A 24,111-nucleotide genomic window follows, 5' to 3' on the forward strand; every position below is an offset into this window, starting at 1 on the left:
CCTACAACCAGAACCCGAAGCCATTTCGGTGGCACAAGAAGGCCGAGGACATCCTTGCCTCAGTCGCTCGCGCGGCGCGAGCGCTGGGCAAATGATTTTCAGTGGTATTTGTGAAACACCACACTAGAACTCCACCTTGCCCCGCCCCATCTTGATAGTGCTGCGTCTGGCTTTTCCTTCGAGCCGGCGGGTCTTCGAGCCGAGGGTCGGCTTGGTGGGGCGGCGCTTTTTCTCGGTCTTGCCGGCAGCGATGATCAACTCGGCAAGACGCGCCAGTGCGTCAGCGCGGTTCTGCTCCTGGGTGCGGTACTGCTGGGCCTTGATGATCAACACGCCGTCACCGGTGATGCGACTGTCACGCAACCCTAACAGCCGCTCCTTGTAAAACTCGGGCAGCGACGAGGCCGGGATGTCGAAGCGCAGGTGCACCGCGCTGGACACCTTGTTGACATTCTGCCCACCCGCGCCTTGCGCGCGAATGTATGTCAGTTCGATGTCGGCATCCGGCAGATGCACGTTATTGGTGATGGTCAGCATGACATGGCCCTTGTAATTGCCCTCATTATTACAGCCTGCGCCGCTATCCCATAGCACCACACACAGTTCCTTGAATCTGCGCCGAAGTCTACCATTGCTGACCTCATGCACTTGTCTGGTTGCCATCCTCGGTACCTATCGAGGCATTCTTGAAATGCTGCCCTCCAACACGCTGAACTTTCAGACGGCGATACTGGAAAATACGCGCAAGGACCAATACCCTGCCAAGGATACAACCTAGACGAGTTGATCATGTCAGGGACTACACCGTTTCAAACCCCGCGCTGGATGCGTGACCTCGTCCGCTTCCTGCCACTGAAAAGCCAATTCGTCCTGTCGGGCAACATCCGCGACCTCCAGGCTTGTGAGGTCGTTCCTGGCACGGTCACGGCCCAGAGCTTCAACCAGACCCTGTGCAACGCCTTGCTCGACACCGGCTATGGCCATGTGCTGGCTTGGGACCCTGTGGTTGGTTTTCGTGTGCTTGGCAAGCCCGGCAGCGACCCGGCACCGGGCCAAGCCCTGCTCCAGGAACTCGGCCTGACCCCGGTGAACGGCGCCGCGTCTGCGGGTATTGACCTGCTGGCCGCCACCATGCAGCGGCTGCTGGCCCGCACCGATACGCCTGTCGCCCTGATCATCGACTTCGCCTCGCGCCTGGCGGTACGTAGCGATTCCTTGAGCGCGGCCGAGCATCAGCTGTTCACTCAGGCCTTGGTGCATGCCCACCAGGCGCGCAGCCGGCCCCAGCCACAAACGCGCAAGCCATTCTTCAATACGCTGCTGTGGCTAGTGGAGAAAGAAGGCGACCTGCCGGACTGGCTGCTGGTCGACAACCCCCGGATTCGCCACATTCCCGTCTCAAAACCTGACCAACTGGCCCGCCGCGCCCTGGCCCCGGCGCTGCTCAAGGGGCTCGCCGGTAGCCTGGAGGCGAGTCAGGACGCGCTCGCTCAGGCTGCGGACGCCTTCGTGCAGAATACCGAGGGCCTGCTGCTGCTCGACCTCAGCGCCATCGCGCAACTCGCACGGGTCGAAGGTGTGCCCATGGTGCAGATCGCTGATGCCGTGCGCCGGTATAAAGTGGGTGTCACCGAAGACCCCTGGCTGCGCATCGATCGCCAGCGCATCCGCCAGGGCGATGAGCTGGTGCACCAGCGAGTGAAAGGCCAGGACCACGCTGTGACCCACATGCTCGACATCGTCAAGCGGGCAATGACCGGCGTCGGCGCCAGCCGCAAGGGCAATCGCCCGCGTGGCGTAGCCTTCCTGGCTGGGCCGACCGGGGTGGGCAAGACCGAGCTGGCCAAAACCATGACCAGCCTGCTGTTCGGCGACGAAAGCGCGTATATCCGTTTCGACATGTCGGAATTCAGCGCAGAGCATGCCGACCAGCGCCTCATCGGTGCACCACCCGGCTATGTCGGCTACGACGTCGGTGGCGAACTGACCAATGCGATTCGCGAGAAACCCTTCAGTGTGGTGCTGTTCGACGAAATCGAAAAAGCCCACCCGCGCATCCTCGACAAGTTCCTGCAAATTCTTGACGACGGCGTACTGACCTCCGGGCGCGGTGACCGGGTGTACTTTTCCGAGGCGCTGATCGTGTTCACCTCCAACCTGGGCATCTACCGCCTGGGCGAGAATGGCGAGCGCGTTGCCAACGTGCTGCCGGGTGAGCCCTACGAGCAGGTTCGGGAGAAAGTCCACAGCGAGATCGACCGGCATTTCAAGCAGGTGCTCAATCGTCCGGAGATCCTCAACCGTATCGGCGAGAACGTCATCGTGTTCGACTTTATTCGTGAAGAGGTCGGCCAGCAGATCTTCGAACAGATGGTCGATGGCACCTTCAAAGACCTGCAACAGCAGAAGCTGCACGTGGCCATCGCCCCTGAGGCGCGCCAGGCATTGCACGCTTTGTGTCTGCGCGACCTGTCCAACGGCGGCCGTGGCATCCGCAACCAGCTCGAGGCGCATCTGCTCAACCCGCTGGCGCGGGCCTTGTTCGACCAGGACGCTCAACCTGGCGAGCATTTCACCATCAGCCGCCTGGGTGTCGGCGGATTGACCCTGGAACGCCGTTGACCATGGAACTGAGCCTGTCCCGTGTGCACTTCCCGGTCACCACCCTTGGCCCAGGTCGTCGCCTGGGCATCTGGTTTCAGGGCTGCAGCATCCGCTGCGCAGGGTGCATTTCCGTCGACACCTGGGGGCCAGGCAAGCGCCGTGTGGGCATCGCACAGTTGCTGAAACAACTGATACCCTGGCTGGCCGAGGCTGAGGGCATCACCGTCTCCGGCGGCGAACCCTTCGACCAGTTCCCTGCCCTGCTCGCCATGCTCCAAGGGCTTCGCCAGTCGAGCCCACTGGACATTCTGGTGTACAGCGGCTACTCGCTGGAGCAACTGCAACCCCAACTGCAACAAGCCGAGGGCCTGATTGATGCGTTGATCAGCGACCCCTTCGACAAGCGCAGCGACCAATCCCTGGCCTTGCGTGGCAGCGACAATCAGCGCCTGAACCTGCTGACCCCGCTCGGCCATGAACGCCTTGCCAGCTACCAGCGCCCCCTGCAACCCGCTGACCAGGCCCTTGACCTGATGTTCGACGAGAACGGCAGCGTGTGGATGGCAGGGATCCCTCGGCGTGACGACGTACTGCGTCTGCGCGACCTTTTGAACGCGCAAGGCCACCAGGTTAGCACCAGCGTGCACCGCCACTGACCGGAATTCGCCCAATGATTCGCTATTGCCCAAACTGCAACACCGCACGCCCGGTACAGGAAATGTTCTGCGAGGGCACCGTCGACCAGCACCCGTGCAACTGGGACCTGGCCGGGGAGCCGATCCACGCTGACGGCTGGCGCCCGCAGATCATCCATACCGTGGACAATCTCCCGCCTACGGACACATCTCCGGCGCCCGGCCTCGTCTGTGAAAACGGCCATGCCATGGACCCCGGCGACCTGATGTGCCTGCAGTGCGATGCTTCGCCGGCCCAGTCTGCAGCAGCCAACGGTGTGCCGGCTGCCCCGGTCGACGATGCGCCCGCAGCCGGCGAAACCTTGATTGACGGCTGGTCGCTGATCCGCCAGATCAGCAATACCGACGGCGTCCGCGAGCGTTACCTTGCAGTGCACCAGGAAACCGCTCGCCAGGCGGTGCTCACCCTCTATCGACCAGGTGCGGAGCCGGACCCAGCGGTCTATGACGTGATCCGCCGTCTGCCCCGCGAGCATGTGCCTGAAATCATCGCCACCGGCCGCTGGGATGGCCGTGCATTCGAAGTGGTCGAGGAACTGACCGGCGGCAGCCTGGCCGACCTCGGCGGCGTGATCCGTGAAGCCCACAGCGTGCGCCATATGCTGCGGGAGCTGGGCCAGGCACTGCATGCCTTCAACGAGGCCGGCTTGCGCCACCGAGACCTGCGCCCGACCAGCCTGCTGGTACGTGCCCATGAGCCACTGGACCTGGTGATCAGCGGCTTCGGTTCGGCGCGCCTGTCGGAATTCGACCTGGACATCGTCTCGCCCCTGGAAACCAGCCGCTACATGGCCCCTGAAGCCATCGCCGGCGGTGTGGCGGCCGCCTCGGACTGGTGGAGCCTCGGCATGATCCTGCTCGAGCAACTGACCGCAGGGGCCTGCTTCGAGGGCATCCATGCCAATGCCTTCCTCATCCATGTACTGGCCAATGGTGTCCCGATTCCCGACGACCTCGACCCACAGCTGAACCTGCTGTTGCGCGGCCTGCTGGCACGCGACCGGCACCAGCGCTGGCAATGGCCCGAGGTCGAGGCCTGGCTCGACGGGCGCCCGGTGCAGGCGCCGGCTTCACCCTTCACCGAACGCGACGACGGTGAAGGTGCTGCCTTGCAACTGGGCGATACGCGCTACCACAAGCCGGCGGTCTTCGCCCTCGCCGCCGCGCACGCCGAGCACTGGCAGCAGGCGCTCGACCATCTGTTGCGCGGCGTCATCGTCACCTGGGCCGAGCAGCTCGGCCTTTCCCCTTCATTGCTCGCCGGCCTGCGCCAAGTGGTGCAGCATGACGGGCTGGAGGACGATTTCCGTTTGATGCTCGCGCTGAAACTGCTCAACCCGGAAATCCCGCTGATCCACCGCGGTGAGATCGTCACCCCGGGCTGGTTGCTCGAGCATCCGCTGGAAGGCTACCGACTGATCAGTGGCTCGGTGCCCGACCTGCTAGAGCAACTGCAGACCGACAACTGGCTTTCTCGCCTCAAACTGCGCGCCGAGCAGGTGCGTCAGCGTGCCCTGCATCAGCAGATCGAACTGGTCGAGGAGACGTTGAGGGTATACCTGCTGTCAACCTCGCGGGCAAAGCTGGCCAGCGAATGGCAGGCACGCCAACGCCTACTGCCGGATACCGCGCACCCCGGCCTGCTGGCGTTGGCGGAACGACGGATCATCGCCGAAGAAGACCTGATCGTGTTGCTCAGCGCTTCGATCGGCCAATTCCGCTCGGTGGACGCGATCATCCAGGAAGCGGCTGAGCTGGCGAACAGCGTCGAAGTCGGCTGGTTCGACAGCGACGCTGCCACAGCGCTGCTACAGTACCCGCGCCAGGATCTTTACCACAGCGTCGATGAGCGCATACGCGGGTTCGCCCGCTGCGGCGTTGCCGAAGTGGATGCATGGGCCGAGCAGTTCCGCCTGGAACGACGCATGCCGCTGGCCCAGGCCTTGGTGCTGCTGGCCATTCCGGCAAGCCAGTGGCTTGAGCCGCAAAAGCAGCAGTATGTGTCACAGATCCTCGAGTTCTTCGAGAAGAAGGTGGTAACCGCAGTGATGCGCGGCCCGCTGGTGCGCATGAGCATCGGCAAGACAACCGCCCGGGTCGATCTCAACGAACTGCACAGCGAGCGCCACCCAGCCGCAGCCTTGCTCGACCACCTGCTGCTGCGCAACGAACGGCCCGTGAACCTGGACCCGGAATGCTTCCAGGCCATGCCGCAGATTGCCTCGCGCCTGCACGCGCTACACCGGCAGAGCGCATTGTACAAACGCGATACCGGCATCGACGGCCTGTACCTGGGCTTCCCTTTCCTGCTCAGTCGCGACCCGCGCGGCACCACGCGCACACGCATCATTCCGCTGTTGTTGTGGCCGGTGAAGCTGCTGCTGGAAGTGGGTAACCGCGGCCTTGCGGCCCTGGCCTTCGACAGCGAACGCGAAGAAGTGCGCCTGAACCCGGCGCTGGAAAGCGTCCTCGGGGCCGAGGCCTGCAAGCGCTGGCGCAAGACGGCCGATGAGTTGCTTGGCCGCTCTTCGATCCGCGCCAGTGATGTGATGGATGCGTTCGGCATGCTTGCCACCGCGCGCTCGCGCAGCATCGTCGGACTGCCGGCCAGCAGCGTGGAAGTGGTGCCTTACCAGGACGAACTGGCATGTGCCGGCGTGTTGTTTCACGTCACCTTCATGGGCCAGGCCATCGGCGAGGACCTGCGCCAGCTGAAGTCACTCTCGCCTGCCGGCAGCGGGCTCGAGACCGCACTGCGGCTCAGGACCGGCGAGGAAGACGAGGCCGTGGCCCCGCCGGCGGAACTGCACCGCTACTTCACCGTTGCCAGCGACCCCTCCCAGGAGGCGGCCGTGCTGCAAGCGCGCCAAGGCCCGGGTTTGCTGGTGGAAGGGCCACCGGGCACAGGCAAGAGCCAGACCATCGTCAACATGGTCGCCGATGCCATTGGCCGCCAACGCAGCCTGCTCATCGTCTGCCAGAAGCACGCGGCGCTGGAGGTGGTGTACAAGCGCCTGGTAGCCGAAGGGTTGGGGCAGCGTATCGTCATGCTCAACGACGTCAATCGCGACCGCGAACCGATCATCCGCAGTATTCGCGAACAGCTGGAAACCCTGTTCATCGGTGGCGATGAAGGCCAGGGCCTGCTCCGCCAACGCGAACAAGTGGCGGCGCGTATCGAGACACTCGAAGGCGAGCTGGACCGCTTCCACCAGAGCCTACACCGCCCGGACCCGGCAACCGGTTTGAGCTACCGGCGCCTGCTGGGCGAACTGATCGAGCTCGAAGACGGGCCGGCACCGCTCGAATTCCCGGCGTTGCGCCAGCGCCTGGCCGTGCTTGACGTTGCCAGCCTGACACGCCTTGAAGAAAACTGTGCGCCGCTGATACGCCTGTGGCTGCCTGCCCGCTACGAAGGCAGCCCTCTGGTGCAGTTGCAGCCGTTCGCCACTGACCGCTCCACTCTGCTGGCCTTTACCGACAGCCTGCAGGCCTTCAGCCAGGCTGAGCTACAGCGCCAGGCAACCCTGCAAGCACACCCGGCCAGCTTCGAGATCGACGACCCTGCGCCGTATCGGGCATGGATGGCCACCCATGTGGCGACCTTGCTCGGTCTGAGCCAGGCGCAGCGACTGCGCCTGGCCCGCTGGCTACCCCTGTTCCGCAGCAAGGACGGCGAACAGCTGCCGCGTGGCGAAGCGATGCTGAATGAGCTGCGGCAACTGCAGCAGCAGCTCGACCAACTGCCCGAAGGCGATTACCTGACAGCACTGTCGCCTGCCTTGAGCCTGGTGGACAGCAAGCCGCTTCGCAGCCTGGAAAGCGATTGCGCCAAGGTCATGGCCGCTCGCTCCTGGCTGACGCGCATGAACCCCATGCACCTGCTCAGGCGCAAGCGACTGCGCGATTTCCTCGTAGCTCAGGGTAATGACCGTGTGGATGAAGCCCTGCCAGGGCTGCGCGCGGCCATCGACCTGGAACAGCAATGGCGCCCTCTGCGCGCCGAACTGGCTGCACTTCACCAGGCCCTGGCCCTGGACAGCGTTGCCCCGCAGGCAGGCCTGGAGCTGGCGGCCTTGGTAAAGGCTGATATCCATCAGCTCGTCGAGGTCCAGGTTTTGGCGCAGGCATTGGCACAGTCGCCCCGCGCACACCAGGCAGACGACGCCGTGCTTACCGGCGACAAACAACACCTGGAGGCCTTGCTCGGAGATCTGGATGCCTCGCTGCTGCGCCAAGGCGTGCGCCAGTCCAGCCTTGACCAGCTCAAGCGGCTCGAAGACTGGCTCGGCAAGGAACTGGCTCAACAGTTGCGGCATGCCGTGGAACACAACCTGAGCAACGAACTGGTGCTCAGCCGCCTGCACGACGCTTTGCCCCACCTGGCGGCCTACCAAGGCTTCCGCGCCCGCGCCGGGCAGCTCGCCGAGGCTGACCTGGAGTTGCTCGCCCTGCTGCGCCAGCGCCAGGCGCAACTCGACCTGTTGCCCTCAGAACAGCTCGACGCCGCCGTGCGCCGCCTGCTCAACCGCGAAGCGCGGCTGGGCTGGAAACACCGCATCGAACAGGCCAACCCGGAGCTGCTGTTCAGCCAGGAGGAGGCCCAGGCCAAGGTTGCCAGCCTGGCTCAAGCCGATACACGGATGCGTGAGCTCAACCGCCAACTGCTGGCCACAGGTATCGACCCCACGCGCCTGGGTAGCCGCAAGCAGTGGGAGGATGTGACCCGGCTGACCGGCAAGCGCTCGCGCCGGCTGCGTGAATTCCTCGAACTGGGTGCTCCGCTGGGGCTGATGACATTGCGCCCGGTATGGCTGATGAACCCGGACGTGGCCAGTCGGGTGCTGCCATTGAAGAACGGTCTGTTCGACACGGTAATCTACGACGAGGCATCACAGATGCCGGTGGAGTTTGCCCTGCCGACTCTGTTCCGCGGCCAGGTCACCGTGGTCAGTGGCGACGAGAAGCAGATGCCGCCGACGGCGTTCTTCTCCAGCCGGGTCGAAAGTGACGAGGCCGAACTGTTCGATGGCGATGAGCCTGACGAGGACGCCGACGAAGAACAACGCGAAGCCTTCGAAGACACCTGGAACCGCCGCGAAATCAAGGACTGCCCAGACCTGCTGCAACTGGCGCGCAACGCCCTGCCCAGCACCACCCTGCAAATCCACTACCGCTCGGCCTACCGCGAACTGATCGGTTTTTCCAATGCCTCGTTCTACGGCAACCGCCTGAACGTGCCGGTGCGCCACCCCCAGGCGAGCATTCGTCAGCTCAAGCCACTGGAACTGATCCAGGTCGAGGGCCTGTACCAGAACCAGAGCAACGCGACCGAAGCCGCGCGTGTCGTGCAGTACCTGGAGGCGCTCTGGCAGCTGCCTTACGCTCAGCGCCCGTCAGTGGGTGTGGTGACCTTCAACCGCAAGCAGGCCGAGCTGATCGAGGAGCACCTGGAAGCCCACGCCACCGAAAACGAAGCCTTCCGCGCCGCGTACGCCCAGGAGCGCGAACGCAGCGAGGGCGGTGAAGACATGTCGGTGTTCGTCAAGAACGTCGAGAACGTGCAGGGTGACGAGCGCGACGTGATCGTGTTTTCCTCCACCTTCGGCCGCAATAGCCAGGGCACCTTCCGCCGTCACTTCGGGGTGCTCGGACAGACCGGTGGCGAACGCCGCCTGAACGTGGCGGTGACCCGTGCTCGGCGCAAGGTGGTGATGATCACCTCAATGCCCATCGCCGACATTTCGGACATGCTCAACACCCAACGCGCGCCCGCCAGCCCGCGCGACTACCTGCAAGGCTACCTGGAATATGCACGCGCGCTGTGTGCCGGCGAGTTCGACTACAGCGGCAAGCTGCTGGGCCGCCTGCAGACGGACCGCAGCACGCAGGTGCATGGGCACGACCAGGGCCACTACGGCTTCGCCAGGATCGTTGGCGCGTTCATCGCGTCCCTGGGCTGGAATGCCGCCCCGGCCAGCGAAGGCGACGCGTTTGGCCTGGACTTCGCCATCGCAAGCCCGCAGACCGGAACCTATGCCATCGGCATCGAATGCGACACGCCCAGCCACGCCCTGCTCGAGCGCGCCCGGGCCCGGGAAATCTGGCGGCCCTCGGTACTGCGCCGGGCGATCCCGCAGATCCACCGCGTCTCGTCCCAGGCTTGGTATCACGACGGCGACAACGAGCGCGCCCGCTTGCGCGCAGCCATCGAGGACGCCATGCAGGCAGGGCAGCCGGTGGCCGCATCCAACGACAAGGAGACCTGCCAATGAGTGGCCCAAAGGTGGTGCGCATCGTCACCCGTGAAGAAATCATCGCCCTTTGCGAAGGCCATCTGCGCCGCCTTGATCAGGCTGTGGCCCGCTGGGAAGCCCAGGCCGAAAAGCTTGGCCAGCTGAGCGAGCAGGAACGCGCGGCCACGCGGGCACGGCAAGCGCGGTTGCGCGCCTTGCTCACTGAGGACCAGTACCAGGCATTGCAGAAAGCCGTCCCCATCGAAATCGAACACCTGCGGCGCGACCAGCTTACCCGCGAGGAGCGCGCTATTGAGCAAGCGACCGAGCAGCGCCAGCATCAACGCCGCATGAAGGAAAATGCAGCGTTTCTGCTCAAGGCCCTGGTCAGCCGCACCGACACCGCCCCGCAGGTGGTGCAAGCCCTGACAAAACTGGCCGATGGCGCCCAACTGGACAATGCCGAGCAACTGCTTGCCCAAGGCTTCGCCCAATTGAGCCGCAGCAACGAAGCGCAAACCCTGGACGAACAGCAACGCGCGCTGGCTCGACGGCTCATGGATGAAGCCCCCACGCCCAACCTCACCACGTGGCTGGCCGCGCGAGCACAAGCGACCCGCGACCCACGCCTGCAGCAGATCGATCGGCACATCGCCGAGCTGCATCTGTTGCAAGGCACAGCCTGTGCTGAGCCCTTCGTACAAGCGTTGGCCCGGGCCGAGGCGCAGCCCCAGGCGCAACAGCGCAACTTGCTGCTCGACAGCCTGGTGATCGAGTTGGCTGACAAAAGCCGCGACTTCCAGCTGAGTCGCGATTCGCTCGCCAAGCTCCACGAACTGGCAAACGAAGTACAAACCCGCCTGGGCGCCGGGAACGAGGCCTTGCTCAAGCAGGTCCGCCTTTGCACGACCACCAGCCCGCAAGCCACGGTGAGCGAGCTGACAAGCCGCTGCGAAGCATTGCTCGCCATGCATGTGCAAGCGCAAGCCGCCCTCGCCCGTCGCGAGGCCATGCTCAAGGGCCTGGCCGAACTCGGTTACGAAGTGCGCGAAGGCATGACCACCGCCTGGGCTGACGCGGGCAAGATAGTACTGCGCAAGTCGGCCACGCCAGGCTATGGCGTGGAGCTGGGCGGCAAGGCCGAGAATGGCCGCATGCAGGTGCGTGCGGTGGCATTGAGCCGTGATCGCGACACGCAGCGCGACAAGGACATCGAGACGATCTGGTGCAACGAGTTCGGGCGCCTGCAGGCGATGCTACACGGTAATGGAAGCGAACTGCTGATCGAGCGAGCGATGGGGGTGGGAGAGACGCCACTCAAAGAAGTGCTTGCCGCTGAAGACAAAGGCATGGCTACTGCCGGACAGCTACGGACGAAGTCATCATGAATGGGCACGATCTGTATGCCGATCTCAAGGATGTGCTGAGTCGTTACCGAATAAACGGGTAACTAGCCTGGGCTAATCCTGAAGCCGTTTTTCCGCTTGGTAGTCTCTCCATGAGGGCATCACCATCCCGCCCTTCGATCTCCCTTGCCAAAAATCGGCGCGCCGACTGAGCGCCCGCTCCTCCCTGCTTCAATGGCAACCGCTGCCCTGTAACCGAGCTACGTTCTGATCGATGCGGCCTTGGATCGTGCGCAAGGTGTCTGGCGTAATGACCTGTGGGTACAGGTTCTCGGCGATGCTTGCAAACTGGCTAGCCACCTCACAAATGCCGTCAATCGTTCTGCCTGCAACCTCCGGGGGCACCTCGGCTTCCTCGGCAAGCCGAAGCATTTGTGTGCGGGTAATCGACAGGGCCTCCCCCATTACATCCATCTGGTGATATCCACCTGGCCCCTCGCAAAAGGTCACATCGTAGGCCGGCGACAGTCTCCAATGACCGTCCTGCGACATGACGTAGGCAAAGTTCTTGGGATGATCATCTCTGTTGTTGAACGCTACATTGAAGACGGCACGTTCGAAAGCCACCGCCATCTCTCGCACGTCGTTGGTACACATCTGGGTTGCCCGCAGGAAATTGACGTAGTCCAACACGCCTGGAGACCGGTAACTCGCCCCCGTGAAGGCCGCGAGGCTTTGCATGGGCACGCGCAGGCCACCCTGACGGTCAAATCGCTTGCTGGCAAACGCCGCCAACCCATCAGGCAGGCTGAAGTACTGCGTGTCAGGGGTCTCGATACCGCACATGCGCAGGCATTCGGCGTAGACCATTTCGACAGCGCACACCTCGGCACGCTCTTCCTTGGCCGGGAACTTGACCAGCCAGGCTTCAAAGCCCGCCGTCACGGCAGTTGTAAACCGGCCAGTTTCGGGATCACGATAGACGAGGGCCTTAGGCCTTGCACCTTGAGGCGAGCCACCCACCAGCAGCAACCTCTGCAGGAACTCACCGCCGTCTCCATGGAGCACTTCCTGCACTTCGGCGGCTAGCTGCTCCAGCGGGATGTGGACTTCAGACGCCTGCCCTTCGGGCGCCACGGGTTCAAACGTCATGGCCCCCATGGCATTACCACCGATATAGGCCAGCCGTTCCAGTGAGCCGATGCGCGCTGTGGTGAGCCCGCGGCGCCTGAACATACGGTCCATCAGCAACATGCCCCATCCGTCCGGCAAGGCGTCGTAAACAGGCCCTGGCAAGTACAGTTGGTGGTCTGGAAAGTCTCGGCGCAGTTGAGCCCCCTCCAGCGGCAGCGTGTAGGACGACAGCTCCAAGCCCCTTTGCCTGGCTTCATTGCTGTACTCGAACACAATCAGTGGACGACCGGTCAGGGCAGTCGTGGAGACCAGCGTGCCCCATTGCCATCGCTCCCCCCACCCTTCGTAGAAGACGTTCACCTGCTCAAGCATTGCCGGGCTTCCTCTTGGTACGAAGACGATTGGCGCTGTTTTCGTAGCGCCGGATATCCTCGATGCTGTCCAGCTTTGGCAGGAAAAGGCCTTCCAGTTCCTTGGTCCGGCCAAGCGCCATCGCCACCCGAACGACGTTCTCGAATCCGACATTGCGCCCGGCTTCAAGGTTGGACACTGTGTTTGTAGCGATGCCGGCACGCCCGGCCAAGTCTGCCTGTGTCATGTCCCGCGCCAAGCGCTCTGTGCGCAAGCGATCGCAGAGGCGCTTCACGACCTCACTCGGCTTGCTGAAGCTTAAATCCAACATAGTGTATACCTAGCCCGCTCTGCGCCAGTTAATCCACAAAATTATAGAATTAACGCCCGGCCCTATCAAGCGAGCTAATTCCCTTAATTTGCGTCTTATCGTTTGGTTTCTACATTTACCCACAATTTAGTGGATTTACGAACGCTCGGCACAGAGGCTTCGTCGGCGGTTTGAAATGGTTTGCACGATCCAATACCCAAGCCATCCCGAACCTTTTATAGCGCCACGTGCATGTGGGCATGAGGGCATGAGGGCATGAGGGCATGAGGGCATGAGGGCAGTGTCGCACGCCGTGCTGATGGTGTTCGCGCAGAGCATCATGGAAACCGCTGAAACCGTCTACCCTGCCCCGCAGCCAAAGGCTTAAGCCTTGCAAACTGACCACGCGGCCCCTTGGGAGCACTGTACATGTCTATCGACTTCAGACCCGCTCGAGTCTCGGACGCGCATGATATTGCGCGCTTCTTTCAACTGACATCGGAGGGCATGGCCGATTACATATGGAGCAAGCTCGCTGCCCCCGGAGAAGCACTGCTGAGTGTCGGTGCGTCTCGCTATGCCAGAGAACAGGGCGACTTTTCATACAAGAACTGCCTGATGGCCACTTTCGAAGGGCGCGTCATCGGCATGATGCATAGCTATGTCTTGCGCGCGACGCCTGACAGGCCAGCCGAGACCGACCCCGTCCTCGCGCCTTATTCCGACATGGAAATACCCGATACCTTGTACATATCCAGCCTGGCACTGGATGAGGCCTGGCGGAGCCAGGGGCTGGGCGCCCAGTTTCTTCGCCACGCCCAGCAGCGCGCTGACGACGCTGGCCTCGATGGGTTGTGCCTGATCGATTACGCAGAAAACCACGGTGCACGCCGCTTCTACGAACGTCATGGATTTCAGATCGTGAAAACCTGCCAGATCGTTCCGCACCCGATGCTCGGTGTAACCGGTGAAGCCTATTTAATGTATCGCCCTACTCACAACGTGCTCGAGAAACAGCCATGAACCAGAAACTGACCGTGTTCCGCGAACTGGATATCCAACCGCTGCGCGACCTGCCCTTCTTTGAAGAAGTTTTGGAAGGTACCCCTCACACGCTGACGTCCAAGTACTATCACGATGAACAGAAAGGTCGCATTTCTGGAGAATGGGAAGCCAGCACCGGGGCGTGGCGCATTGACTACAAAGTCTGGGAGTTCTGCCATGTCCTGAGTGGATGCTGCGTCATCGAGCTTGAGGGTTGCGCCCCGGTCACACTGGCGGCTGGCGACACGTTCATTATCGAACCAGGCGCCAAGGGCAAATGGACCGTAGTGGAAGACATGAAGAAGAACTTCGTGATCCTCTTGCCCGTGAACTAAGCCACTGAATGCTGGCTGAAGCCGACTATGCTGGTAGCAATCCACACGCCGGCACAGGGGCTGTCAAATGGGCAAGAAGCGCAGGTTCGGACGGGCTGCTTGGCTGATGCTACTGACCCACTTGCTGTTCTCGCCCCTGCTCCTTGGGGACACCCCTCAGTCCGGGCCAGAGGTAGAGGGTGTGATTGCCGAGCCCGCCCCGCTGACCGTCATCAACCGCACGGTGCTGGTCTTTCGTGCGACGCTGCTGGGCGAAACACCCAAGGTGCGCGCCCAGCGCGCCAAGAAGGTCATCGAGGAAACACTCCAGGAAACAAACGACCTGGAGGTTCGCGTAGACCCTATTCTGCGCAGCTACCTGGTGCTGCTGGGCGGGCGCCGTGCATTCATCGTGACGCCACTGGATGCTGCGGCCGATAGCATTACAGCAGGCAAAGCTGCCGAGCAGGCCGCCGAGAACCTGCGCCTTGTCGTCGAGGAAACCCGTCAGGCGCGTAGCCTGCGCTTTTTGCTCACTGCGATAGGCTACAGCGCTGCGGCAACCTTGGTGTTCTTCATGCTGGTAAAGGCCGCAGGCTACTGTCGACGCAAGCTCTTGGGACTGCTGCCCAAACTGATGGGCAAACACTCCGAACGCCTCAAGGTCGGCCACACGCAACTGTTCGACCTGCAGAACCTGTACTACCTGATCGACCGCTCACTCTGGCTGCTGTACTGGTTGGTCGTGTTGTTGTTCTGCTACCAGTGGCTGGGCTTCGTGCTGTCTCAGTTCCCCTACACAAGGTCTTGGGGTGAAAGCCTCAATATCCACCTGATGGAACTGCTCAACTACCTGGTCAGCGGCATTTTACGTGCCATGCCCGGCCTGGTAGTTGCGCTGTCGATCTTCTTCATCGCCCGTGGTATCAGCGCCTTCTCCAAACGTGTGCTAAGGCGCATGGCACGCCCGGGCACGTTGAAATGGCTGACCGCCGAAACCTTGCAACCGACCATGCGCCTGACGTCGCTGGCGATATGGCTATTCGCCCTGGTGATGGCCTACCCCTATCTACCCGGCTCGGGCACCGATGCCTTCAAGGGGCTCTCGGTGTTGCTCGGTCTGATGATTTCACTGGGGGCAACCAGTGTCATCGGCCAAGGGGCCGCCGGATTGATCCTTACCTACACACGCACGATGCGCGTCGGCGAGTTTGTACGCGTGGGCGATTACGAGGGCACGGTGACCGAAGTGGGCATCTTCACCACATCCATACGCACCGGGCTTGGCGAAGTGCTGACACTTCCCAATTCAATGATTACCGGCTCGGTGACCAAGAACTACTCGCGTATCGTGGAAGGGCCAGGCTATGTGGTCGATACCGTGGTGACCATCGGCTACGACACCCCCTGGCGTCAGGTCGAGGCGATGTTGCTGGAAGCGGCTCGGCGCACCGAAGGCGTGCTGCAAACGCCCGCGCCCCAGGTATTCCAGACGGCGCTGTCAGACTTCTACCCCGAGTATCGATTAGTGGCCCAGGCCATTCCGTCAGAGCCCAGGCCACGCGCGCAGCTACTGAGCCTGTTGCACGCCAATATCCAGGACGTGTTCAACGAGTATGGCGTGCAAATCATGTCGCCTCACTACCTGGGCGATCCCGAGCAACCTAAATGGGTGCCCAAGGAGCAGTGGCACGCGGCTCCGTCCAAACCTGAAAACACCGCGTGAGCAATGAGGCCTCGGGTGCCGGTCGATCACCGGCCTATAGAGCGCCACCAGGGCATTGGAGACGGTGAAACCGATATGGGTCCAAAGCGTGCCGAGCAGCGCCCCCCATCACCAACCCGCTATGCACCCAACCACTTTGAGCACGGCGCAGAACCAAACTCAAAGGTCCAGCGCCCCTCGGAGCAAGGCGTCAAGCACGCGCGCGACGTCAGCACCATGCTCGTCCAGCAGGCACACCGGCAGCCCGTGCAAGGCCGCCTGCACACCGGCCAGCCCCTCGCCTGTCAAGGCCAGCGGACAAGCAATTTCCATCTGCAGCGAGCGCAAGCGCTTGGCCAAGGCAGGGCTCACCGGTGGCTGCAGCGCGATCACCAGTGCCGCAGGCTGCATCGCCGCACACAGCAGCGGGAGCTCTTCCAGGGGCTGCCCGCAGCCGAGCACTTCGATGCGTTGTTGCTCACTGCTCAACAGCAGCCCGGCGCACAACACCTGGCATTCGGCTTGCCCCTCGGTGCCTGCCAGCAGTACCCGTGGGGCGTCGGCCTGGTTCATCTGCAAGCGCAGCAGCAGCCGGGCGCGCAAGAACGTATCGAGAAACAACCATTGGCTACGCTGGCCTGGCGCAGTACCTGAAGCCAGCTCATGCCAAACCGGCATCAGCACTTCCCGCAGCACCGTGGCCTTTGGCAAGAGTGTGAACAGCTGTCCATGAATAGCTTCCAGCGCCTGCGCATCGAATGCCCTGGAGGCGCGCGCAACGGCGGCGCGCCAGTCGTCAAAGGCCGAGGGCTGCTGCACAGGCGCCACAGGCTGGCCGGCGAGCCTGTCGCCAACCTTACTGATGGGCAGGCCGTTGGCGGTCCAGCGCAAGATGTCGCGTATGCGCTGCACATCCTGGGCCGTGTACAAGCGATGGCCGCCCTCGGTGCGCTGCGGGTGTATCAACCCATGACGCCGCTCCCAGGCACGCAAGGTCACCGGATTGATGCCGGTCAGGCTGACCACATCGCGCATGGGTAGCAATTCGGGTGGGGTGGCGTCGGTCATAACGAGGGGTCATCCAGGTGGTTGCATATTCTAAACCCAGATGCACCTTCTGCGGCGAGCCTCCTTGGTTCATCATGCAACAAACGGCGCCAAAAGCTTCTGCACGAAAGCCTTCGGCGCACATCGCATACGAAATGTCTGTAGGTGAGCCCCATGATCAACGCAAAACTCCTGCAACTGATGGTCGAGCATTCCAACGATGGCATCGTCGTCGCCGAACAGGAAGGCAATGAGAGCATCCTTATCTACGTCAACCCGGCCTTCGAGCGCCTGACCGGCTATAGCGCCGACGATATCCTCTATCAGGACTGCCGTTTTCTTCAGGGCGAGGATCACGACCAGCCGGGCATCGCAACCATCCGCGAAGCGATTCGCGAAGGCCGCCCCTGCTGCCAGGTGCTGCGTAACTATCGCAAGGACGGCAGCCTGTTCTGGAACGAGTTGTCCATCACACCCGTGCACAACGAGGCGGACCAGTTGACCTACTACATCGGCATCCAGCGCGATGTCACAGCGCAAATATTCGCCGAGGAAAGGGTTCGCGAACTGGAGGCTGAAGTGGCGGAACTGCGCCGGCAACAGGGCCAGGCCAAGCGCTGACAAAAAAACCTATACAAGAACGTTGACTTGTATAGATTAAGGCTTAGGCTTCAGTTATACCTGTACAGCAATACGATTTTGTACAGGATTGTCTGGAGCCCAGTATGTCAGCGTACCTACAGCAATTCGCCGAGCGCTTCGCCCGCCTTGATGGGGCTAGCCTCGACACGCTGGATAAACTGTACAGCGACGATGTCACCTTTCGTGACCCCCTGCATCAGATACAGGGGCTGCAGGCCCTGCGTGCCTATTTCGAGCAGTTGTACGCCAACGCCAGCGATATCCGCTACGCCTTCACCAGCGCTGACGAGGTAAGGCCCGGGCAGGGCTACCTGCGTTGGACACTGCAGTTTTGCCATCCGCGCCTGGCTGGCGGCCAGCCGATCACGTTGCAGGGGTGCAGCTGCCTGCATTGGCGCGACCGTGTGCATTTTCACCAGGACTATTTCGACGCCGGTGCCCTGCTTTATGAGCACCTTCCCGTCATGGGCACTGCGATCCGCTGGCTCAAAGGCAGGCTGGCATGAGCCGCTGCTGGCTGACCGGCGCCAGCAGCGGGATCGGTGCCGCGCTCGCGCAAATCCTCCTGGAGCAAGGCCACCAGGTGGCCTTGGGCGGGCGCAACGCCGACCGCCTTGCCCCGCTGGCCGAACGGTTTCCCGGGCAGGCATTGCTGGCCATTGGCGATCTTGACAACCCGGAGCAGGTCGCCGGCATCGCTGCGCATATCGAGCAGGCCTGGGGAGGCCTGGACATGGCCATTTTCAATGCCGGCACCTGCGAATACCTGGAGCCGGGGCATTTCGATCCGGCGTTGGTCGAGCGCGTCATGCGCACCAACCTACTGGGCGTCAGCTACTGCCTGGCGGCGGCACTGCCCTTGCTTCGCGCCGGCCAACGCCCCCACCTGGTGGTGATGGGCAGTTCGGTAACCTGGCTGGCCTTGCCCCGCGCTGGCGCCTATGGCGCGTCCAAGGCCGCGGTGCGCTATCTGGTGGAGTCGCAGCGAATCGACCTGGCTCGCGAAGGCATCGCGGTCACCCTGGTAAGCCCAGGCTTCGTAGACACACCACTGACCCGCCGCAACGATTTCCCCATGCCACAGCTGTGGTCTGCGCAGCGTGCCGCCCGGCATATCGCCAGGCGCCTGCCCCGCCGCCCCCTGGAAATCAACTTCCCCGGTCTTTTCACCTGGGTGTTGCGCCTGCTCGGGGCGCTGCCCGCGCGCCTGCGCCTGGCGCTGGGCCAACGCCTCGCCCGTCATGAACAGGAATGATGATCCATGCGTATAGCAATCATCGGCAGTGGCATCGCGGGGCTGACCTGCGCCCATTTGCTGTCACGCAAGCACGAAGTCACGGTTTTCGAGGCCGAGCAATGGATTGGGGGGCACACACACACCCTTGATGTGGTCTGGAAAGGTCAGCGCCATGCAATAGATACCGGTTTCATTGTTTTCAACGACTGGACGTACCCGCACTTCATCCGCTTGCTCGACCAGCTCAAGGTCCCTTCGCAGCCGACCGAGATGAGCTTTTCCGTGCATGACCCGATCACGGGCCTGGAATATAACGGCCACGACGTGAACACACTGTTCGCCCAACGCAGCAACCTGGTGTCCCCAGGGTTCTGGGGGATGATCCGGGACATTCTGCGTTTCAACCGTCAGGCACTGGCCGACCTGGACAGCCAGCGTATCGATGCCAGCACCACGCTGGGCGCCTACCTTCAGGCGAATCACTATGGGCAGCGCTTCATCGATCATTACATCGTGCCGATGGGGTCGGCGATCTGGTCGATGTCTCGCGCAGACATGCTCCACTTCCCGCTTGAGTTCTTCGTGCGCTTCTGTCGCAACCACGGCTTGCTGTCGGTCAACCAACGCCCACAGTGGCGGGTGATCAAAGGCGGCTCGCGCAGCTATGTCGCGCCGCTGTGCCGACCGTTCGCCGAGCGCATTCGCCTCAACTGCAAGGTTTACCGGGTCGGCCGCGACGAAGGTGGGGTGACCCTTGTGAGCGCGGCCGGCACCGAACGTTTCGACAATGTGGTGTTCGCCTGCCACAGCGATCAGGCCCTGGCACTGCTGGAAAGCCCCAGCAACCAGGAGCGCGCCGTACTCGGCGCGATCGGTTACGCCAGCAACGACGTGGTGCTGCACACCGATACCCGGCTGCTGCCACGTCGCCAGCGCGCCTGGGCCAGCTGGAACTACCGCCTGGGCGGCCCAGAGCAGGCTCCTGCCGCGCTGACCTACAACATGAACATTCTGCAAGGTATCCAGGCACCGACAACCTTCTGCGTGAGCCTCAACCAGACCGCACTGATAGACCCGGCGCAGGTCATCGCCCGCTTCCAGTACGCCCATCCCCAGTACAGCGTTGCCGCGTCCGCCGCGCAGGCGTGCCAGGAGCAACTGCAAGGGCAACAGCACAGTTACTTCTGCGGCGCCTACTGGGGCAATGGCTTTCATGAGGACGGGGTGGTCAGCGCACTGAAGGTGGCCGCGCACTTCGGAGAGCAACTGTGAACAGCAGCCTCTGCCTGGGCTGGATCAGCCACCGTCGGCTGACGCCGCGGGTCCACGCGTTCCGCTACCGGATCGGCATGTTCTACCTGGACCTGGACGAACAAACCTGGCTGATGGGCCTGTCACGCTGGCTGGGGCGCTGGCGCCTGGCGCCATTGTGCTGGCGCGAGACCGACTACCTGCCCGCCCAGACCCGCCAAGGCGAATCGCTGGCCCAGGCTGCACGCTTGCTGGTGGAGCAGGCGACGGGGCACCTGCCCGAAGGCCGGGTACAGCTGCTCACGCAACTGCGTTGCTGGGGGCTGTCGTTCAACCCGGTGAGTTTCTATTTCTGCCATGACCGAGACGGGCGCCTGACCGCGATCCTGATGGAAGTGCGCAACACGCCCTGGCGTGAACGCTTTCATTACGTGCTACCGGTGCAAGGCAACCTTGCCAGGCCCTTCAGCGTCGGCAAGGCCTTCCATGTGTCGCCGTTCATGCCGCTGGACATGGACTATCGCCTGCGCTTTTTCCTGGACGCGGACCATGTGCGCATTCACATGCAGAACTGGCAAGGCGGCACAAAGGTGTTCGAAGCCGACCTCGCCTTGCGCCGCACGCAACTGGATGGAACCGCGCTGCGTCGGTATGTCCTGAACTTCCCGTGGATGAGCCTGCGCACCGTCTCGGCCATCTACTGGCAAGCGCTCCGTCTGTTACTCAAACGCACGCCCGTGCATGACCACACCGCCTGCCAGGGTGACCTGGCACTCGGCCAACCTTGCGAGGACCTTGATGATGTCAAATCCCACCCTGAGCGTTAGCAAGTTCGCAGGCCTTGCGCCACTGCTCGGCGGGCTGGCACGAAGCGCCGTACTCGCCCAGTTGGGCAAGCTGCGTCACGGCCACCTGCGCCTGCTCAGCCACGGGCAGCATTGGAGTTTCGGTGATGCCGACAGCCCGTTGCAGGCCGAGGTGGAAATCCTCGATGACGCCACCTGGAGCCTGATCGCCGGCAATGGCTCGATCGGTGCGGGCGAGGCCTACATTCACGGCTATTGGCGCAGCCCCGACCTGGCGCTGGTGACCCGCCTGTTCGTCGCCAACCTCGAAGTACTCGACGCGCTCGAGGGCGGCCTGGCCCGCTTGGGCCGCCCTGCCCTGCGCCTGCTGCACCGGCTCAACCGCAACGACAAGCGCGGTGCCCGGCGCAACATTCTGGCGCACTACGACCTGGGCAATGCCCTGTTCGAGCGGCTGCTGGACCCCACCATGATGTATTCGGCTGCGCAGTTCGAACACCCTGACCAATCACTGGAGCAGGCCCAGTTGCACAAGCTGGAGCGCATCTGCCAAAAACTTGAGCTGAGCCCTGACGATCACCTGCTGGAAATAGGCAGCGGCTGGGGCAGCCTCGCTATCCACGCAGCCACCCGTTACGGCTGCAGGGTCACCACCACGACGCTCTCCGAGGCGCAGTACAGCCATACCCTGAAGCGCGTTCAGGCCCTGGGGCTGGAGCAGCGTGTGCAAGTGCTCCGCGAAGACTACCGCGACCTTCAAGGCACGTTCGACAAACTGGTTTCGATCGAGATGATCGAAGCGGTTGGCCATCGCTACCTGCCGGTATATTTCCGCCAGTGTGCCTCGCGACTCAAGCCTGAAGGCCTGATGCTACTGCAGGCGATCACCATCCGCGACCAGCGCTATGCCCAGGCGCAGCGCTCGGTCGACTTTATCCAGCGCTACATCTTCCCCGGTGGCGCCCTGCCTTCGCTCAGCGTGTTGCTCGACACCGCCAGCCGGCACACTGGCCTTAACCTTGTGCACATGGAAGATTTTGGCCTGGACTATGCCCACACCCTGCGGCACTGGCGCGAAAACCTGCGTCAGGCTCGCACCGCGCTGACGGACCTTGGCTACGACGACATGTTCCAGCGCCTGTGGGACTTTTACCTTTGCTACTGCCAAGGCGGTTTCGAGGAGCGCGCCATTGGCGTAGCACACCTGCTCTGGGCAGCGCCCCAGGCACGCCGCGCGCCCTTGCCTGGCGGTGCCTGATGCCCAGCCGCTGGCTGATCGGCAATGCCCTCTGGCTGCAAGCCGGCTGGTGGGTCTGCGTGCTGGGCGCCGAGCGGCCCTTGCTGTTGCTGCTGGTGATTCCGGGCGTGGCTGTGCACCTGCGCCTGTGCCCGGACATCAATGCCGAGGTCAAGGCACTGTTGCGCGTCACCTTTATCGGCTGCGTGCTCGACAGCGCGCTGGGAGCACTGGGTGTGTTCAGTTTCGACGCCAGGCCCCTGCCGTTGTGGCTAGCGCTGCTGTGGTTGGTGCTTGCCAGTGGGATGCGTCACAGCCTGGCATGGGCCGGCAGGCACTGGCGAATCGGTGCACTGCTGGGGGCGATTGGCGGCCCTCTGGCCTATGTAGGCGGCGCCAGGCTGGCAGATGTCGCCTTGCCATTGGGCGCGCTGGAAACCGGCCTGCTACTGATGCCGATATGGGCTTTGGCCTTGCCGCTGCTGGTGCGGGTCGCGGCGAGGCGCTGACCGGCGGCATCGCTCGGAACAGTAGCGCACCTGCTCCCAGCAACGTGCCCAACGCTTGCGCCAGTTGAACGGCCGGCCACACACCACGCAAACCTTGCTGGGCAGAAAGCCCTTTTTCATAACGCCTGCCCCGCATCGAGCCGCGCCAACAATGACTGGCCACGTAGCCACACGGCATCGCGACGGCCAGGGGGCATGCCATCGAGGCTGCGATAGACCAGGGCCAGGCGCGGGTTAGCCGAGAGCTGGGGGCGATGACGAATGAGAAAATGCCAATACAAGGCATTGAACGGGCAGGCATCCTCTTCGGTCACTTGGTCGACCCTGTAACTGCAAGCCTTGCAATGATCGGACATGCGCTGGATATAACGACCACTGGCGCAGTACGGCTTGGACCCCAGGTAGCCGCCGTCGGCGTGCATCACCATGCCAAGCGTGTTGGGCAGTTCGACCCACTCGAAGGCATCCATGTAGACCGCCAGGTACCACTCACAAATTGCGGTTGGCACGATACCGGCCAGCAAGGCGAAGTTGCCGGTAACCATCAACCGCTGAATATGGTGAGCGTAGCCCAACCGCAGGGTTTGCCCGATGGCTTGCGCCATGCAGCGCATGCGGGTGCGCCCTGTCCAGTAGAATTCTGGCAGCGCCCGGTCGTTGTTCAGGTGATTGAGCCCGGCATACGCCGGCATGCGCTGCCAATAGATGCCATGCACATACTCACGCCAGCCGATCAGCTGGCGAATGAAGCCTTCGGCTGCATTGAGCGGCACCCGCCCCTCGCGCCAGGCTTTGTCGACGTCGTCGCACAGACGACGCACATCCAGAAGCCCGATATTGAGCGCCGCACTGATGCGCGCATGAAACAGGTACGGCTCGCCTTCGGCCATCGCGTCCTGGTAGTCACCGAAAGCCGCCAGGCCGAAATCCAGAAAATGCTGCCACAGCTGTTGTGCCTCGGCGTGGGTCACGGGGTAGTTGAAACCGTCGACGCCCCCGTAGTGGTCGCTGAAGCGCTGACGCACCAAGGCCACCACCGCTGCCGTGATGTCGTCCTGCGCGAAATGCGCAGCGAACGGGCCACGCAGCTGCCGTGGCAATGACTTGCGATTGTCGCCATCGAAATTCCAGGCCCCACCTGCCGGGCTGCCGTCAGGCTCCATGAGCAGGCCGGTTCGCTTGCGCATGCCACGGTAGAAGTGCTCCATACGCAGCTGGCGACGTTCTGTGGCCCAGCGCCCGAAGGCTTCACGGGAGCACAGAAAACGCGTGTCGCGAAACCACACAAGCGGCAGTGCGGCATCACGCAAGGCCTGCTCCAGGCGCCACTCCCCGCACTCGGTCAGGTGAATGTGGGTGGCGCCCAAGGTTTGTTGCCAACGACGTAACTCACCCACGATGCTGCCGCTGTTACCCTCGGCGTCCAGCTCGACATAGTGCACCTGCCAACCCCGTTCACGCAGGGCCTGGGCAAAATGGCGCATGGCGCTGAAGATGAGAACGATCTTCAGCGGATGATGCGGTACGTATCGGGCCTCCCCCTCCACTTCCGCCATCAGGACCGCATCGCGAGCAGGGTCAAGGGACGCCAGGCTTGCCAGGTCGAACGACAGTTGGTCACCCAGCACCAGGCCCAGGCGCAT

Annotated in this window: 20 protein-coding genes; 14 read left to right on the top strand and 6 right to left on the bottom strand. The window is 62.9% G+C overall.

Annotated elements, in window-relative coordinates; all coding sequences use genetic code 11:
* Positions 1-123 precede the first annotated feature (123 nt).
* Entirely contained in the window at positions 124-537 is a 414-nt protein-coding gene (gene arfB / locus INQ47_RS22470) for an alternative ribosome rescue aminoacyl-tRNA hydrolase ArfB (RefSeq protein ID WP_021782324.1), read from the bottom strand.
* Positions 538-789: 252 nt separating this feature from the next.
* On the opposite strand from arfB, the gene INQ47_RS22475 reads away from it, so the two are divergent.
* Genes INQ47_RS22475 through INQ47_RS22490 form a run of 4 tightly spaced genes read left to right on the top strand, consistent with a single transcriptional unit; the run spans position 790 to position 10,923 of the window.
* Positions 790-2,622: an AAA family ATPase gene (locus INQ47_RS22475; protein WP_404702610.1), complete on the top strand. Its 1,833-nt coding sequence runs from the start codon at positions 790-792 to the stop codon at positions 2,620-2,622.
* A gap of 2 nt (positions 2,623-2,624) precedes the next feature.
* Positions 2,625-3,260, top strand: a complete 636-nt coding sequence (locus INQ47_RS22480) for a 4Fe-4S single cluster domain-containing protein (RefSeq protein WP_404702655.1) — start codon at positions 2,625-2,627, stop codon at positions 3,258-3,260.
* 14 nt (positions 3,261-3,274) lie between these two features.
* Complete coding sequence (locus INQ47_RS22485; protein WP_404702611.1) at positions 3,275-9,574, top strand: AAA domain-containing protein; 6,300 nt, start codon at positions 3,275-3,277, stop codon at positions 9,572-9,574.
* Positions 9,571-10,923, top strand: coding sequence for a hypothetical protein (locus INQ47_RS22490; RefSeq protein WP_404702612.1), 1,353 nt, complete (start codon positions 9,571-9,573; stop codon positions 10,921-10,923). The genes INQ47_RS22485 and INQ47_RS22490 overlap by 4 nt, the downstream gene beginning before the upstream one ends.
* Positions 10,924-11,112: 189 nt before the next feature.
* On the opposite strand, the gene INQ47_RS22495 is transcribed toward INQ47_RS22490, so the two are convergent.
* Complete coding sequence (locus INQ47_RS22495; RefSeq protein WP_404702613.1) at positions 11,113-12,387, bottom strand: type II toxin-antitoxin system HipA family toxin; 1,275 nt, start codon at positions 12,385-12,387, stop codon at positions 11,113-11,115.
* The gene (locus tag INQ47_RS22500) at positions 12,380-12,697 is read right to left on the bottom strand and encodes a helix-turn-helix domain-containing protein (RefSeq protein WP_021782301.1); all 318 of its coding nucleotides are present in this window, start codon (positions 12,695-12,697) and stop codon (positions 12,380-12,382) included. The genes INQ47_RS22495 and INQ47_RS22500 overlap by 8 nt, the downstream gene beginning before the upstream one ends.
* 408 nt (positions 12,698-13,105) lie before the next feature.
* On the opposite strand from INQ47_RS22500, the gene INQ47_RS22505 reads away from it, so the two are divergent.
* The 3 genes from INQ47_RS22505 to INQ47_RS22515 all read left to right on the top strand — a co-directional run bounded on the left by INQ47_RS22505 (position 13,106) and on the right by INQ47_RS22515 (position 15,760).
* On the top strand, positions 13,106-13,699 hold the full coding sequence (locus tag INQ47_RS22505; protein WP_021782299.1) for a GNAT family N-acetyltransferase: 594 nt from the start codon (positions 13,106-13,108) through the stop codon (positions 13,697-13,699).
* Positions 13,696-14,055: a cupin domain-containing protein gene (locus tag INQ47_RS22510; protein ID WP_404702614.1), complete on the top strand. Its 360-nt coding sequence runs from the start codon at positions 13,696-13,698 to the stop codon at positions 14,053-14,055. The genes INQ47_RS22505 and INQ47_RS22510 overlap by 4 nt, the downstream gene beginning before the upstream one ends.
* A gap of 67 nt (positions 14,056-14,122) precedes the next feature.
* On the top strand, positions 14,123-15,760 hold the full coding sequence (locus INQ47_RS22515) for a mechanosensitive ion channel family protein (protein WP_404702615.1): 1,638 nt from the start codon (positions 14,123-14,125) through the stop codon (positions 15,758-15,760).
* A gap of 159 nt (positions 15,761-15,919) precedes the next feature.
* Here INQ47_RS22515 and INQ47_RS22520 read toward each other — a convergent pair whose 3' ends face one another.
* Positions 15,920-16,807: a MerR family transcriptional regulator gene (locus INQ47_RS22520; RefSeq protein WP_404702616.1), complete on the bottom strand. Its 888-nt coding sequence runs from the start codon at positions 16,805-16,807 to the stop codon at positions 15,920-15,922.
* A gap of 153 nt (positions 16,808-16,960) precedes the next feature.
* On the opposite strand from INQ47_RS22520, the gene INQ47_RS22525 reads away from it, so the two are divergent.
* The 7 genes from INQ47_RS22525 (at position 16,961) to INQ47_RS22555 (ending at position 22,468) form a co-directional block, all read left to right on the top strand.
* Positions 16,961-17,407 carry a PAS domain-containing protein gene (locus INQ47_RS22525; RefSeq protein WP_274101562.1) on the top strand — a complete coding sequence of 149 codons (447 nt, stop codon included), beginning with the start codon at positions 16,961-16,963 and terminating at the stop codon, positions 17,405-17,407.
* Positions 17,408-17,511: 104 nt separating this feature from the next.
* On the top strand, positions 17,512-17,934 hold the full coding sequence (locus INQ47_RS22530) for a nuclear transport factor 2 family protein (protein ID WP_325950872.1): 423 nt from the start codon (positions 17,512-17,514) through the stop codon (positions 17,932-17,934).
* The gene (locus tag INQ47_RS22535) at positions 17,931-18,683 is read left to right on the top strand and encodes an SDR family NAD(P)-dependent oxidoreductase (RefSeq protein WP_404702617.1); all 753 of its coding nucleotides are present in this window, start codon (positions 17,931-17,933) and stop codon (positions 18,681-18,683) included. Before INQ47_RS22530 ends, INQ47_RS22535 begins: the two co-directional genes overlap by 4 nt.
* 6 nt (positions 18,684-18,689) lie before the next feature.
* Positions 18,690-19,937 carry an NAD(P)/FAD-dependent oxidoreductase gene (locus INQ47_RS22540; protein ID WP_404702618.1) on the top strand — a complete coding sequence of 416 codons (1,248 nt, stop codon included), beginning with the start codon at positions 18,690-18,692 and terminating at the stop codon, positions 19,935-19,937.
* Positions 19,934-20,743: a DUF1365 domain-containing protein gene (locus INQ47_RS22545; RefSeq protein ID WP_404702619.1), complete on the top strand. Its 810-nt coding sequence runs from the start codon at positions 19,934-19,936 to the stop codon at positions 20,741-20,743. The genes INQ47_RS22540 and INQ47_RS22545 overlap by 4 nt, the downstream gene beginning before the upstream one ends.
* Positions 20,718-21,980: a class I SAM-dependent methyltransferase gene (locus INQ47_RS22550; protein WP_404702620.1), complete on the top strand. Its 1,263-nt coding sequence runs from the start codon at positions 20,718-20,720 to the stop codon at positions 21,978-21,980. Before INQ47_RS22545 ends, INQ47_RS22550 begins: the two co-directional genes overlap by 26 nt.
* Positions 21,980-22,468 (top strand): DUF2878 domain-containing protein, encoded by a 489-nt coding sequence (locus INQ47_RS22555; RefSeq protein ID WP_404702621.1) that lies wholly within the window; start codon positions 21,980-21,982, stop codon positions 22,466-22,468. The genes INQ47_RS22550 and INQ47_RS22555 overlap by 1 nt, the downstream gene beginning before the upstream one ends.
* Here INQ47_RS22555 and INQ47_RS22560 read toward each other — a convergent pair.
* Both INQ47_RS22560 and INQ47_RS22565 read right to left on the bottom strand, forming a co-directional pair.
* Positions 22,406-22,588 carry a DUF2256 domain-containing protein gene (locus tag INQ47_RS22560; RefSeq protein ID WP_404702622.1) on the bottom strand — a complete coding sequence of 61 codons (183 nt, stop codon included), beginning with the start codon at positions 22,586-22,588 and terminating at the stop codon, positions 22,406-22,408. The two genes, INQ47_RS22555 and INQ47_RS22560, sit on opposite strands and share 63 nt — an antisense overlap.
* Positions 22,585-24,111: a cryptochrome/photolyase family protein gene (locus INQ47_RS22565; protein WP_404702623.1), complete on the bottom strand. Its 1,527-nt coding sequence runs from the start codon at positions 24,109-24,111 to the stop codon at positions 22,585-22,587. The genes INQ47_RS22560 and INQ47_RS22565 overlap by 4 nt, the downstream gene beginning before the upstream one ends.

This window comes from Pseudomonas sp. 3HC3, from assembly GCF_044904505.1.
In the GTDB taxonomy this organism is placed as follows: Bacteria; Pseudomonadota; Gammaproteobacteria; order Pseudomonadales; family Pseudomonadaceae; genus Aquipseudomonas; species Aquipseudomonas putida_Y.